The sequence below is a fragment of the Secundilactobacillus oryzae JCM 18671 genome, from assembly GCF_000740055.1.
Lineage (GTDB): Bacteria > Bacillota > Bacilli > Lactobacillales > Lactobacillaceae > Secundilactobacillus > Secundilactobacillus oryzae.
This window is the reverse complement of record NZ_BBJM01000002.1, coordinates 85597-100139: the sequence shown is the minus strand read 5'-3', so window position 1 is coordinate 100139 and position 14543 is coordinate 85597. Positions and strand designations below refer to the sequence as shown.

Below are 14543 nucleotides of genomic sequence, written 5' to 3'. Positions count from 1 at the left end.
GCCATGCTTATACGCCAGCTGAACGTGGTAGTAATGAACGCTTTAATCGGAATTTACGTTATTTTTATCCTAAAGGGACTCGTTTTGAGCACATTAGTACTCAAGATTTAACGACGACGTTACTCCAAATTAACCAGCGACCGCTTAAAATACTCGACTGGCAAACACCGTATCAGGTTATGCTGACCAATTTGTCCAAAAATTCAGATTAAATTTGCAATCTACCATTTAAAACGGTAAAGCCATCGTAAATTGCATGAGCAGCTGCTAATCCGGAGCTTTCGAAACCAAGACCACTTAACAGTGTGTTAGCTTCTACAACAGACTCTAGCGCAGGAGTGACGACTTGACCCTTCACGGCACTCACGGCCTGTGCGCCGTGTTTAAATAGCGTGTCCGCACAAGTTTGCGCGATGGCCAAGGAAGCAAGAGTGGGTGACTCGCCTAGCATAGACTTATTGTAACCTCGGGCAACGTCTTGCGCTTCGATATTGGTTGCCATGGCATCGCCAATTCCGGCAATTAATGTTCTGACAGGTGCATGACTGATGACCTCTGTATCTAACAAAACGAGATCCGGATTCTTTGAGTAAAATGCGTAGTTTTTGAATTGACCATCAGGGGTGTACATGACGGAAAGTGCGGAACATGGCGCATCGGTTGAAGCGACTGTTGGCAAGATAGCAACTGGAATGCCTAATTTATCCGCAATGTTTTTAGCGGAGTCGAGTGTTTTACCACCACCAAGACCAATAATGAAATCGTTTTGATGTTCTTTCCCGATTGCGGTGACTCGAGCAGTTTCTTCATCTGAGGCTTCACCGACAAATGTGACTCGTTTGACGGTGAACTTTTGCGTTTCTAGAGTCGTCTTTAAGCGTTCACCAACAATTTTCCAAACGATGTTATCGCAGAGCAACAGGGGATTGTTTCCCAGTGCGGAAAGATACTTCTGAGGATCGTTGAAAACGCCTTTGCCTTGAACATAGTGAGCTGGACTTGCAAATTCTCTAGCCATATTAAATTCCTCCTCGATTTTGTGAAACTGAGTACAATTTAATTGTACAACTTATCCACTCTTTAATTCAAACATTCTCAAACTTCCCAATAAATGGTATCGTTATAAGAGATGTTTATTTGAGCGTATGGAGGAAGTTAATATGTCAATTTTAGTTACTGGTGGTGCTGGCTATATCGGTTCAATTACCGTTGATCAGCTCATCACCCAAGGCCAAGACATTGTCGTCATCGACAACCTATCAACCGGCCATCGTGAAGCTGTCAATGAGAACGCACGTCTGTACGAAGGGGATCTTCGTGACGCCGAATTTATGGATAACGTATTCGGCAAGGAAACGATTGAAGCCGTCATTCACGTAGCGGCCTTTTCAATCGTTCCAGAATCGATGAAGGATCCATTGAAATACTTTAACAACAACGATACGGGCTTTGTGACCCTTTTGGAAACGATGAATCATCATGATGTTCGCCAAATCGTCTTCTCATCAACTGCCGCTGTGTACGGTGAACCCGTTCATATTCCAATAACGGAAGCTGATCCAAAAATTCCAACGAATCCATATGGAGAAAGCAAATTACTAATGGAGAAGATGGCGCGTTGGGCTGACGAAGCATACGGTATCCGCTTTGTGGCCTTGCGTTACTTTAACGTCGCTGGTGCTAAGCCAGATGGGTCAATCGGTGAAGATCACCACCCAGAAACCCACTTATTACCAATTATTTTGCAAGTGGCAACTGGCAAACGTGAGAAGCTTCAGATTTTTGGTGACGATTACGATACAGAAGATGGTACCAACGTTCGTGACTATGTTCACGTCATGGACTTGGCCGCAGCACATATTTTAGCAGCTAAGTACCTTCAAAATGGTGGTAAGAGTGATGCCTTTAACTTGGGCTCTGCGACTGGATTCTCCAACCTCCAATTGTTGCAGGCGGCACGTCAGGTGACGGGCCAAGCCATTCCATCTGAAATGGCACCACGCCGGCCTGGTGATCCTAGCACGTTAATTGCTGCTAGTGATAAGGCCCGCGAAGTCTTAGGCTGGAAGCCAGTCTTCGATGACGTTACTAAAACAATTGAAACGGCTTGGACTTGGACCCAAAGCCACCCAAATGGCTATCAAGAATAGAAGAGGTGTGCAGTAAGGCGTTTAAGTCCTTGCTGCCACGAAAAAAGAACTCGCTTCGGCGAGTTCTTTTAATTTACGCTCGTATACCAATGATAGATGTCATCGGCGACCGTTTTAGGGAGATAACGGACAGTCATTTCGAAATTTCCATTGCCCTTGCGGAGGTTGACCCGCAAATGAGCCATGGCCGTTTTCTTCATCCAAATCGATTGGCGAACGGCGAGGCTTTGGATGTTGGTGCCGGGGATAACCACCAGCGTGCGGTTAAACCAGCTCCCTTTTTGCAGGATTAATTGATTCGATTTCAATGACCATCCGGTATTGGCGCTAGCGTACCAACCTTGGAAAAACGCCCATGGCAATAGCAGAAGACTCAACCAGCCCCATGGTCGCCAAAACCAGATTAGTGGGATTGCTACAATGACCGGTAAAATGAGGGCGTTACGGATGAACAGCCACTTCCGTTGTGGTGCCAGCCGCGTTAATATCGGTGTTTGTGAGGGCAACCAGTTGAGAAATGGCGTCAAATGACTGAAGGCGTCAGAATTCTGAATGACGGGCATCATTGTCATACTTTCGGCTTCGCTATCGTTGCCCTCGCGTTTGGAAGCGGAGATTGTCGCAACGGTGGTCAGTTTCAGCCACTGGCGAATGATGTTTTGTTTGAATGTAACGGCTTGAATTCGGTTTTTGGGGACTGATAAATTAACACTCCGGAATAGTCCCCGGTTAGTGGTCAATTGCGTCGACTCGGCGCTAAGCTGGAAATGGAAGTACTTTTGCAAAATGATTAAATAAGACGCTAAAATGCCAATCAAGACGAACGCGACACCAAGCGCAATGATGGCTAAAATTGAAAGACCAGTTACGGTTTGGGTGAGTGCGTCACTCCATGATTTAGGAAAAATCTCATTAACCTTGTCGGATAACCAACCTAATGCGACCAACAAGGGCACAACTCCCATTGAGGTTAAGGCATAAAGATTGAGTTCGCGGGTGTTAATTTGGTAGTGTGGCGTATCCGCAGCAACAATACTGGTTTCAGTAGCACGTTGTGATGTACCAGTCCGTTTGGCATCGATTTGTGCCGCAACGGCGGTTGGAACAAGTGCTAAAACCCCCTCTGGACTGTCGGATTTTGAAGCGGTTTCGATAGTTAATTGTTCAAGGTGAAATGGTTTAAAAAAGAACCACTGATTGTGTTCAATGGACTGAATCCGATCGTAGGGAATATGGGTGTGCTTCTTGATGAGGATGCCCGAATGGATGGTCAAACTGGCGGAGCCAATCTCGAAACTGAACGTCAGGTAATCTAAAACAGTGAACAGAAGGACAACGACAATCAAAATTGCCACAAGCCACCAGACATTAAAGTGGATTAGCTTGGCCACCGAATTAAGTCCAGGAATAAGCAAAATAATTGGTACAATCCAGATTTTGAGGAATTTACCTAACAGCACCAGAATCACTAGTGGATGGAGCCGTTGCTTAGACTTCATACTGACGGGCCTCCTTCGCAAGTTGGATGATTTGATCGCGCAACTGCTCGGCAACCTCCGGATCTAAGCCGCCGATTTCGTGGCTGGTCGAGGCCGTTTGGATGGTGACTTGCTGAAGCTTTTGCCACTGAAACAATGGTCCCGCTGCTAGTTTCACATCTTGCACGCGCCCGATTGGTACGGCAACCCGTTTCCGGAAAATGAAACCGGACTGAAGCTCGACGTCATCGTCGGAAATCTGATAGCGCTGGAATCGATACCAGTAGGGAATGAGTAGAAAGATAATGAGTGGTCCGACAATGGCGCCGGCAACGCCTAACCATAGCGTCCAGTGGAAGAAGGTAACTGACCAAAATTGCAACGCCACGTAGCTTCCCACAGCTACTGCCAGTGCAATCAAGAAGAGCCATAGTGCATCAAAACGCCAGATGACTTTGATTCGTTGCGGTAAGGGTTGTCCATTTTCCATAAAAAATCCTCCAAAGCTGTATTTGCCTTCATTATATCATGGGGCTGTAATCGGTTTTGAAACAAAATGAAAGCGGTACAAAAATGCGGGTCAAATTCGTAGCTTACTAATAATAAGTATAGTAAGATACTTTTGAAATCTACGAAGGGGTGGTGACATCGTTGTTTGGATTACATCACATTACATTGTTAACGAAGGACGTTGATCAAAACATTGATTTTTACGTGAACGTGCTGGGCTTTAGATTGGTGAAAAACTCAATTAATCAGGAGAACCCCAAGATGCGACACGTGTTTTACGCGGATTATCTGGGAACGCCTGGCACGGCAACAACTTTTATTGAGGTGCCACTATTAGGCCATCGAACAGATGGCGCAAACCGGTTGTCGACCATTTACTATGATGTGCCAAAGGATGCGTTTGGATTTTGGCAAAATCGATTGGACAAGCACCACGTAGAGTCACATTATGAAAATGAGGCGTTGGTATTTAACGATCCTGAAGGTGTCAAAATCGGCTTCGTTAAGAAGGACGAAAAACTAAATGACGACCAAGTGGTGCCAAACGACATTCCGGGTGATTATCAAATCATCCGAATCCATTCAACAACCCTTTATGGTGCGGATCAACCAGCGGCCCTGGATTGGTTCAAACAGTTCAACGAGTTGACGGTTCATTCAGATAATGGGACCGTCCAAACCCGTAACGATACCGAATTGGTCGTTAAACCAGGTGAGAGTGACGTGAAGACTCGCTTTGGCCGTGGTAGTATCGACCACATTGCGTTTGATGTTGGTTCAAAAGCTATTTTGGACAATCTCTATCAACTAGCACAAGATAACCAGTTAAATATTGAAGAATACATTGACCAGGGCTGGTTCTACAGCCTTTATATCAAAGAACCGAATGGGACTCGAATTGAATTCGCCACATCCGGACCAGGTTTCACGCTTGATGAACCACTGGATCACTTGGGTGAAGAATTACGAGTCGGACCGAACTGGCAAAAAGAACGACCAGATATTGTGAAATTCCATCAAGAAAGAGGGCTCTTTTTAAATGACAAAGGACATGAATAACTTAGTGGGTGCACATCACGTGACCGCCATTACCTCATATGCGCGCAAGATTTTTGAATTCCATACCAAGGTACTAGGCTTGCACCTTATTAAGAAAACGGTCAATCAGGATGACGCCCATACGTACCACCTATACTTTACGGATGACATGGGCACTGCTGGGACAGACATCACGTTCTTTGATTTCCCTGGGATTCAGAAGGGGCAACCTGGAACTAACAGTATTTCACGAACGACTTTCCGAGTACCCAACGATGCGTCGCTTGAATATTGGGGCAAGCGTCTCGATGATTTCAACATTGATCATGAAGACGTCTCGGAGCAGTTTGGCGCTAAAATGATGAAGTTCCGTGACTTCGATGATCAGCAATATGCGTTCGTTTCCGACGAGCACAATGCGGGCGTTGAGGGTGGTACGCCTTGGCGTGGCAGTGATGTGCCTGACGAATACGCAATTGTCGGTTTGGGTCCCGTTTATATTACCGTGATGAACGCGCAACATATGGATGTGGCCTTAACGGACTTGCTGGGCTTTACCCGCAAGGAAACGGAGGGCGACTTTACTAAATACGAATTAAACGACGGTGGACATGGTGCCCAGGTCATTATTGAGCACCGCGAAGACTTACCAATTGCCATTCAAGGGTACGGCAGCGTGCACCATGCAGCCTTCACGACTAACAATGAAGAGTCGCTACGCTACTGGATTGATTGCATTCAAAAGACCGGGCTGTCACACTCTGGCTTCGTTGATCGATTCTACTTTAAGTCCGAATACTTCCGGGTTACACCGGGAGTTCTCTTTGAAATTGCAACGAACGGGCCAGGCTTCTTACAGGATGAAACGTATGAAGAATCGGGCATTCATCTTGAATTGCCGCCATTCTTAGAACCTTACCGTGAGGAAATTGAAGCCAATCTGACACCTGTAAACACGGGGGCTGAAGATGGTGCATAAAGTTCATTATCAATTTTTACCGGGTGATGAATCAGAACCGGTATTGCTGTTACTGCACGGTACTGGTGGGGATGAAACAAGCCTGATGCCAATTGCAAAAGAGCTTGCGCCAAATGCGACGATTCTCTCCATTCGAGGGCCGTTGGTTGAAAACGGAATGACCCGCTATTTCCGTCACACGCCAGACGGTGGCTTTGATTTGGCAGATTTAGCAGTGCAATTGGATTGGTTAAAAACGACCATTGTCGAACTCGCGGAGAGTCATCGTTTGGATCCGGCTAAGTTTGTGGTGGTTGGTTATTCGAACGGGGCTAACGTTGCGGCGGAAATGCTACTTCATGACCCGCACTTTTTCCAGGCGGCGGCCTTGTTCCACGCAATGGAACTGCAGCCAGCGGAAAATATCATTCAGATTCCGGATAAGTCAGTTTGGCTATCGCACGGCACCAAGGATCCGATTGTGAGCGACACTAATTTTGCCAGTTTGACGGCCTCCTTTGAGAAAAGTGGCGTCCAAATGACAACGTTCGTCGCTGAACAGTCGCACCACATCACGCCGGATGAGTTGCAACGTGCGAAAGATTGGTTTGCGAAGGAGTTAGTTGAAAAATGAAAGAAGTTGTCCCGAGTCAACTCACAGAACGAGAGCGATATAAGCTACTAACCGGCGCGATTATTCCAAGACCGATTGCCTGGACGCTCACCAAAAACCAAGAAACTGGAACGCTGAACCTGGCGCCCTTCAGTTTCTTTACTGTTTTGGCGAGTCAAATCCCGATGGTGACATTGTCGATTTTTTGTCGCCATGGTGAGATGAAAGATACTGCGCAAAATTTGGTGACCACAGGTGAAGGGGTTATTCACATTGTTGATCAAGCCCATTTGGCGCAAATGAACCAAACGGCTGCAACGTTGACACCTGACGAAAGTGAAATTGAGATTAATCGATTGGAAACCGTTCCGGCTCAGACCATTTCAACCCCACGGTTAGTTGATGTGACGGTAGCGCTTGAAGTGAAGGTGCAATCGCACGTACCACTCAATGATGATGACGGACAACCGATGACCGATTTGTTTATGTTGGAAGTCGTTCATTTTTCGTTTCGCGATGATTTACTGGACGAAGATAAGTACTATGTAGACGCAAAAGGGCTTAATCCCATCAGTAGGCTCGCCGGTAGCAATTACGGTACGCTAGGTGATATTATTGCGGTGGAACGACCCAAGTAATTAAAAGTGGAGGTTGTGACTATGAAGGCATTTGGATTTTCGGAGTACGGTGCACCTACCGTTTTTCAAGAAATAGATAAAGAAATTAAGGATCCCAAACCAGACCAGGTACAAATCGAGGTCATGGCGTTTGGCATCAATCCGTACGACATTTTATTGCGCCAAGGACAGTTTAAGGAAATACGCCCGCTCAAGTTTCCGTTTGTTCCGGGAACCGATTTGGTTGGCCAGGTCGTCAAAGTTGGTGACGAGGTGACCAATTTTAAAGTTGGTGATTACGTGATTAACTATCGGCCAAGTGGTGCCTATGGTGAGCGAGTGAATGCAACTGCAGATAAGGTGGTTAAACGGCCAAGAACATTGTCTTTCTTGGATGCAGCTAGTTTGCCAACCCCGGGGATTGCTGCATATAATGCTTGGCATCATTTTGCGGATGTGAAGGACGGCGATGTCATTGGCATCGCTGGAGTGACTGGATTAGTTGGTTCCCTGTTAGCCCAGATGGCGAAGAGTCAGGGTCACGAAGTTATCGGTAGTGCGTCGGCAGCTAACGTGGAATACGCCAAATGGATTGGGGTTGACCGGTTCATTGCTTACGATGAAGAACAGGATCGCTCGAAGTTTGAATCAAGTGCGGACGTTGTGTTTGATGCGACGCTTGGTGGTCATGACGATGGGTTAAGCGATTCACTTGTCAAACCGGGTGGTCAAATCGTATTGATTCCCAATTTGAAGTACGACGTGAAAACACCTGACGTCAAGGTAACCCATTTAATACCAGGTCAGGGTGCCTCTAACAAGGAAGCCCTTGAATACTGGGTTGAACTATCTAAAACTTGGGGTGTATCTATCCGAGTCCAGAATATCTTGAAGTTTACCCGTGAAGACGTTGTTAAAGCGCATGAACTGATTGAAGCACATCACTCAGGTAAGACGGTGATTCAAATTGAACGGGCTCACCGAACCAGTTTTGAGGGCCAAAAGCACGCTGATTAATAAGTTAAAATTAAGTGAAAAGATGCTGTGAAATCCTGAGGGGTTAATGGCGTCTTTTTTAAATCCTATTTGGAGTGGATAGACTTTTTTACTTGATACACCTATACTTAAAGGTACTAATATTTTTTGCGGGGGAGGGCCGTGTTATGACCAAACAGGTGCGTCGCGCCATCACAATTTTAATTTTGGCTGAATTTCTGGTCTGTCTGGGAATTAGCCTAGTCATCCCAGTTATGCCGTTTTTACGTAACGAGTATCATTTTACAGCGACTGAAATGGGGATTATGTCATCTTTATTTGCGTTTGCGCAATTTGCAGCTTCTCCAATTATCGGTCGTTTTTCGGATAAGACCGGTCGGAAACCAGTACTGGTCGTGGGCTTGTTCTTATTTATGGTATCCGAAGCCCTTTTTGCTATAACGAATCAGCTCTTATTTTTCAATATCTCACGAATTATTGGGGGACTTTCGGCTGCAATGTACGTGCCAACCTCAATGGCGATGGCGGCAGATATCACGACCAAAAGGCAACGAGCTAAGGTTATCGGTTATCTGTCAGCAGCCTTCAGTGGTGGGCTTATCTTGGGACCAGGACTGGGTGGTATTTTAGCTAAGTTCGATTATAAATTCCCATTTTGGGCTGCCGCTGCATTAGGCCTATTGTCGATGATTGCGTTGACGGTTCTGCTGCCAAAGGAAGAGGACATTATTCCTAAGGATGAGATTTCTAAAGAAGCCGGTGAGTTGGTTAATCGTGGGAAGATTCGCGATATTTTGACAACCGCGGTCGTGATTCTATTCTCCATGATCTTAATTTCATCTTTTGGGCTTCAAGGATTTGAAAGTATTTATAGTCTTTATGTGAATCAGGTCTTCCACTTTACGATGGATGATATCGCCCTGGTTTTGACAATCAACGGGGTACTCTCGTTAATCCTACAAGTGGTCTTGTTTGACCGGTTGGTACTCGCTTTCCAAGAAAAGCGTGTCATTCGGTATGGGTTCTTGATTTCGCTGATTGGAACCTTATGGATTATTTTTGCGCACAGCAAGTGGGAAGTTATCATCGCAACGCTATTTGCTTTCACCGCGTTTGATATCTTGCGGCCAGCGATTACGTCGCTGATTACCAAGATTAGTAGCGGTAATCAAGGCTTGATGAACGGGATGAACATGTCCCTGACCAGTATCGGGAATATCGTTGGGCCAATCATGTCCGGTCAGTTGTTGGATATGAGCCCGCACTACCCGTACGTGGTGGTGGCGATTTTCCTGGCGATTTCATTCCTAATGACCTATCTATTAAGAAACACGGAAGAGCGCCAACCAAGTATAGAATCGTAAAAAGCAGCCTGTGAAGGCTGTTTTTTTTAGTGGATTCAAAAAAATTCGATCTTTTTCCTTCAAGTTAACCTACATCAATTTCAAATAACGTATTTGACCTTATGATGGAGCCAGAAATCAAGGAGGAGGCAGTTAGAAATGAAATTTCAACAATATATCGAAAAACATGCCAACCAGATTACGTTACTGACCGCAATTTTGATCGTCGCAGGTTATTTATCAAAGTACGCTTTAGGGAGTATGCCAGGGTACAACGTTACTTTAGCGATTGCTTCGGTCATCGCCGTTATTCCAATTTTTATTCACGCTTTTCAAGCATTGAAGGTTAAGGTTATCAGTATTGAATTACTGGTTACCATCGCCGTTATTGGGGCCTTCATCATTGGTGAATATAATGAATCAGCTATTGTCACATTCCTCTTCTTGTTCGGGGGTTACCTCGAAAAACGGACTCTTTCCAAGACGCGGGAATCTATTAAGTCATTAACTGAAATGGCGCCAACGACTGCTTTAGTCGTTCAAGACGATGGCACAACCGAGGAAGTCGACATTGATGATGTGGACGAGGGTGACATTGTTTTAGTGAAGACCGGTGCTTCTATCCCAGTTGATGGGAAGATTGTCGAAGGTCAAGGCTACACCGACGAATCCGCCGTTACTGGTGAATCGAAGGAAATCGCAAAGAATGTTAATGACGAGGTCTTCTCAGGAACGATTGTGAGTGACGGCTTCCTGAAAATTGAAGCCACTAAAGTTGGGGATGACACCACGTTCGCCAAAATCGTTGAACTGGTTGAAGACGCCCAAGATACAAAGTCACACGCTGAAAAATTTATTGATCGTTTCTCAACTTACTACACACCTGCTGTTTTAATTTTAGCCATCGTTGTTTACCTGTTCTCTCAAGACTTTAAGTTAGCCATCACGGTCTTAGTGCTTGGCTGCCCAGGTGCCTTGGTTATCGGTGCACCCGTTTCCAACGTTGCTGGAATTGGTAACGGTGCAAAAAGGGGCATCCTTATCAAAGGTGGAGATGCCATGGATACGTTCTCAAAAGTGGACACTTTTGTCTTCGATAAGACAGGGACATTAACTAAAGGGAATACCGCTGTTTCAGCTGTTAAGTCTTACACGGATGATCTTAACCAAACACTAGCTTTAACCGCTAAGGTCGAAACGCTTTCGGATCACCCACTAGGCCGTGCGATTACCGCCTATGCTGGACATCATCAATTGGAATTTAATGCCTTACCAATTACCGATAACACCACCACTAAAGGCCAAGGAATTGCGGCCGTAGTTGATACGAAGAACGTCCTCGTTGGGAATCAAAAGCTCATGGACGCTAACGGTATTGCCATGACTGAACCCCAAGTTGCCGACATGAAAGAACTTCAATCTACCGGTAGTTCTGTGGTACTCGTCGCCGTTGATGGTCAGTTACAAGCCATCTTAGGTGTCTCGGATACAATTCGTCCGGAAATTGCTGAGAAATTAAGTGAACTTCGTAAAGTTGGCGCCAAGCACCTGGTCATGCTAACGGGTGATAATGCCGCTACTGCTAATTATGTTGCTCAACAGGTTGGTATTGATGAAGTACATGCTGAATTAATGCCAGAAGATAAGGTTAAGTTTGTTAAACAGTTCCAAAAGGATGGCCGTCGTGTTGCCTTCGTCGGTGATGGGATTAACGATAGCCCATCGATTGCCACTGCAGATATCGGAATTGCGATGGGGAGTGGAACCGACGTTGCCATTGAAACCTCTGATGTTGTCTTAATGCAATCGAGTTTTGACGCATTGGTTCACGCCTATGGCTTAGCGAAGAACACGGTTCGCAACACGAAGGAAAACATTGTTATCGCGGTCGGCGTCGTTGCCTTCCTCTTCATCGGTTTGCTACTAGGATTCATCTACATGGCGAGTGGCATGTTTGTCCACGAAGCAAGTATCCTTGTCGTTATCTTCAACGCTATGCGTTTGATCGGTTACGGTAAACCTGCAGATCAGATTGGCGAAATGGCCATCGAACCTGCAAAATAATTTCACGAAATTGACTTACATCAAGTTAGTAAGTTGCAAATCAAGCTATACTAACAGTGTAGAAAAGAAAGGGGAAATCATCATGACACAAAAAGTAACGTTACAATTAGAGGATTTAACCTGCCCATCATGTATGACTAAGATTCAAAGCGCTGTTGCTGGACAAGCTGGTGTTGAAACAACCAAGGTACTGTTCAACGCAAGTAAGGTTAAGGCAACGATTGACGAAGACCAAACAACCGCAGAAAACCTTGCCAAGGTCATCCAAGACTTAGGCTACGATGTTTTAAAAGTTAAGACTAAGGAAGTTGAACCTGCTTAATCCACGTTTGGCTGAGGGTCCCAAGACTGAGAGCTTGGGGCCTTTTTGTTTCCTATTTTTCAATTAGGCACATTTCTTTCTCAGACATAAGGGATTTGCTAGACTGAAATTAAGGAAATAGTTCATAACTCGTCGCCGTTTAGGAAAAGGAGGCACCGCTATGAAACGTTATAATAAAATTTTAGTTGGAATGGATGGTTCGACTCAGTCGGAACTGGCACTAGATCAAGCAATTGATCTGGCGCAGCGCCACGATGCCAGTATTTTATTGGTTACCGTTCAAAATGACACCCAATTTGGGCCGGTAATGGCTGGAGGAGCGGGGATGTCCGCGCCAATCATGGCTGAGGAAAAACACCGCATTGATGATCGGGTGAAGGAACTGATGCGTGGTTATGTTCAACGCGTGATTGCCGCTGGCGTTCCCGTTGATTCGAAGCTTTACTATGGGAACTCAAAGACGGAATTGGCTAAAGAAATTCCAGAAAAAGAAAACATTGATTTGATTGTCATGGGCTCAACTGGTTTGAATCGGTTAGAGCGGGTGCTTATCGGATCAAACACCACTTATGTCGTTGCTAACGCAAAGTGTGACGTCTTAGTGGTTCGGGATCCGGATGATAACTAAACGTCCTTAAAAGCAAAATGAACCACCTTCGAGATGTCGAAGGTGGTTCATTTTTAGTATGGATAGGTGAAATTTGCTTAGTGGAAGAGGATAGCTTCACTTCTGTATGAATAATTATTGTTATCTTACACTCAGATTTTTTTACATAACATATACTTTTGACTCATAGGCTCTTAGTGTATTGCCTTTATCATCTTCATAATTACCAATTACAAGATGATCTGCATGTGTTTGCCCATAATCACGCTCAACTTCGGAGCTTGTGAAGTTGCTCATTATTAAGAGGGTCTTTCCATTGTAATGACGTTTATAAGCGAATACCTCTTTATCGTCAGGTACAACTTCTTCGTAATCGCCGTGGACAATTAAATCACTCTTATGTCTAAGATCAATTAGCTTTTGATAATAGTAGAAGACGGAATTCTGATCTGCTAAAGCTGCTTCAGCATTAATTTGTGGATAATTTGGATTAAGCGCGAACCATGGTGTCGCTGTGGAGAATCCGGCATTGGTGGATGAATCCCACTGCATTGGCGTACGAGCGTTGTCTCGAGAAACATTAGACAAGTACTTTAACATGGTATCACTAGAAACAATCTTTTCTTTATCAACATATTCATGGTAGGCATTGATGGATTCCAAGTCTTCATATTGGGAAAGATTGCGGTAGTGAACATTGGTCATTCCAAGTTCTTCTCCTTCATAAACGTAAGGAGTTCCTTGCATCATGTGAAGGGTTGTCCCCAACATTTTAGCGGCCAGAACTCGATATTGGGAGTTGTCAGTGGCGAACCGAGATACGGCACGTGGTTGATCATGGTTGTTCCAATAGAGGCTGTTCCAACCCTTACCATTAAGCGCTACTTCCCAACGAGATAAGGCAGTCTTTAAGTCGCTTAGTGAAATTGGTTTATCGTTCCATTTTCCGAGGCGTTTATCAGGGTTACTTGCTAGAGTGACATGTTGAAATTGAAAAATCATATTGAGCTCATTGGTGTCAAAACCAGTGTATTGGGTGGCATCTTCTGGTGTTGAACCTGGCATTTCTCCAACGGTCATGATGTCATCGTATTTTGATAGCACCTTTTGATTCATTTCTTTCAAAAATTCGTTTAAACGATGTCCATCAGAAACAAAGGGTTCAACGTTAGCGTATTTAGCATGTTCTGGATTTGGTGCATCTGGGAGACCCTCGGGCTTTGAAATTAAATTGATAACGTCCATTCGAAAACCATTAACACCTTTATCCAACCAGAAACGCATTACGTCAAAAACAGTTTCTCGCACTTCAGGATTCTCCCAATTCAAGTCTGGTTGACCAGGTGCAAATAAGTGCAAGTAATATTGTTTACGGTTTTCATCGAAAGTCCAAGCAGGTCCATTGAAATAAGAGCCCCAATTATTAGGTTCGTGGCCGTCAACGGGGTCTCGCCAAATATAATAATCGCTATATTTATTATCGCGTGATTTACGACTTTCTTTGAACCAGTCATTTTGATCAGAAGTGTGATTAACAACCAAATCCATTAAAATCTTCAATCCTAATTTATGAGCAGTAGCTAATAAATTGTCGAAGTCAGCCATTGTACCATAGGCGGGTTGAATTGATTTGTAGTCCGCAATATCGTAACCATTATCCTTGTCAGGTGATTTATAAATGGGATTTAACCAGATGACATCAGCTCCTAATTTTTTGATGTAAGGGAGGCGTTGAGTTAAACCTGGTAAATCACCGATTCCGTCACCGTTACTATCTTGATAGCTGCGTGGATAAACTTGATAAACAACTGCGCGTTTCCACCAATCTTTTGATTTAATCATTTTTT

The 14543-nt window shown here is 44.7% G+C and carries 14 protein-coding genes and 1 pseudogene; 11 read left to right on the top strand and 4 right to left on the bottom strand.

Features of this window, described 5'->3' with window-relative positions:
• Positions 1 to 212 (top strand): annotated as a pseudogene (locus tag LOSG293_RS01305) (IS30 family transposase); the annotation flags it as partial.
• Here LOSG293_RS01305 and LOSG293_RS01300 read toward each other — a convergent pair.
• Positions 209 to 1018, bottom strand: coding sequence for a glycerol dehydrogenase (locus LOSG293_RS01300; protein WP_034526097.1), 810 nt, complete (start codon positions 1016 to 1018; stop codon positions 209 to 211). The pseudogene LOSG293_RS01305 and the gene LOSG293_RS01300 overlap by 4 nt on opposite strands.
• A gap of 142 nt (positions 1019 to 1160) precedes the next feature.
• On the opposite strand from LOSG293_RS01300, the gene galE reads away from it, so the two are divergent.
• Positions 1161 to 2150 (top strand): UDP-glucose 4-epimerase GalE, encoded by a 990-nt coding sequence (gene galE / locus LOSG293_RS01295; protein WP_034526075.1) that lies wholly within the window; start codon positions 1161 to 1163, stop codon positions 2148 to 2150.
• Between the two features lie 68 nt (positions 2151 to 2218).
• Here the strand turns inward: galE and LOSG293_RS01290 are convergent, their stop codons facing one another.
• Both LOSG293_RS01290 and LOSG293_RS01285 read right to left on the bottom strand, forming a co-directional pair.
• A complete protein-coding gene (locus LOSG293_RS01290; protein WP_034526073.1) occupies positions 2219 to 3649 on the bottom strand; it encodes a PH domain-containing protein in 1431 nt (476 codons plus the stop codon).
• Complete coding sequence (locus LOSG293_RS01285) at positions 3639 to 4118, bottom strand: PH domain-containing protein (protein WP_034526070.1); 480 nt, start codon at positions 4116 to 4118, stop codon at positions 3639 to 3641. Before LOSG293_RS01285 ends, LOSG293_RS01290 begins: the two co-directional genes overlap by 11 nt.
• Positions 4119 to 4279: 161 nt before the next feature.
• On the opposite strand from LOSG293_RS01285, the gene LOSG293_RS01280 reads away from it, so the two are divergent.
• The 9 genes from LOSG293_RS01280 (at position 4280) to LOSG293_RS01240 (ending at position 12717) form a co-directional block, all read left to right on the top strand.
• On the top strand, positions 4280 to 5197 hold the full coding sequence (locus LOSG293_RS01280) for a VOC family protein (protein ID WP_034526068.1): 918 nt from the start codon (positions 4280 to 4282) through the stop codon (positions 5195 to 5197).
• Positions 5178 to 6155, top strand: coding sequence for a ring-cleaving dioxygenase (locus LOSG293_RS01275; protein WP_235786777.1), 978 nt, complete (start codon positions 5178 to 5180; stop codon positions 6153 to 6155). The genes LOSG293_RS01280 and LOSG293_RS01275 overlap by 20 nt, the downstream gene beginning before the upstream one ends.
• Positions 6145 to 6768, top strand: a complete 624-nt coding sequence (locus LOSG293_RS01270) for an alpha/beta hydrolase (protein WP_034526066.1) — start codon at positions 6145 to 6147, stop codon at positions 6766 to 6768. Before LOSG293_RS01275 ends, LOSG293_RS01270 begins: the two co-directional genes overlap by 11 nt.
• Entirely contained in the window at positions 6765 to 7385 is a 621-nt protein-coding gene (locus LOSG293_RS01265) for a flavin reductase family protein (RefSeq protein WP_034526064.1), read from the top strand. Before LOSG293_RS01270 ends, LOSG293_RS01265 begins: the two co-directional genes overlap by 4 nt.
• Positions 7386 to 7406: 21 nt before the next feature.
• Entirely contained in the window at positions 7407 to 8381 is a 975-nt protein-coding gene (locus LOSG293_RS01260) for an NADP-dependent oxidoreductase (protein ID WP_051907155.1), read from the top strand.
• 146 nt (positions 8382 to 8527) lie between these two features.
• Complete coding sequence (locus tag LOSG293_RS01255; RefSeq protein ID WP_034526062.1) at positions 8528 to 9724, top strand: MFS transporter; 1197 nt, start codon at positions 8528 to 8530, stop codon at positions 9722 to 9724.
• Positions 9725 to 9862: 138 nt separating this feature from the next.
• Positions 9863 to 11767 (top strand): heavy metal translocating P-type ATPase, encoded by a 1905-nt coding sequence (locus LOSG293_RS01250; RefSeq protein WP_034526060.1) that lies wholly within the window; start codon positions 9863 to 9865, stop codon positions 11765 to 11767.
• Between the two features lie 82 nt (positions 11768 to 11849).
• Positions 11850 to 12089, top strand: coding sequence for a heavy-metal-associated domain-containing protein (locus tag LOSG293_RS01245; RefSeq protein ID WP_034526059.1), 240 nt, complete (start codon positions 11850 to 11852; stop codon positions 12087 to 12089).
• 160 nt (positions 12090 to 12249) lie between these two features.
• Complete coding sequence (locus tag LOSG293_RS01240) at positions 12250 to 12717, top strand: universal stress protein (RefSeq protein WP_034526057.1); 468 nt, start codon at positions 12250 to 12252, stop codon at positions 12715 to 12717.
• 141 nt (positions 12718 to 12858) lie between these two features.
• On the opposite strand, the gene LOSG293_RS01235 is transcribed toward LOSG293_RS01240, so the two are convergent.
• On the bottom strand, positions 12859 to 14538 hold the full coding sequence (locus tag LOSG293_RS01235) for a glycoside hydrolase family 13 protein (RefSeq protein ID WP_034526056.1): 1680 nt from the start codon (positions 14536 to 14538) through the stop codon (positions 12859 to 12861).
• Positions 14539 to 14543 lie beyond the last annotated feature (5 nt).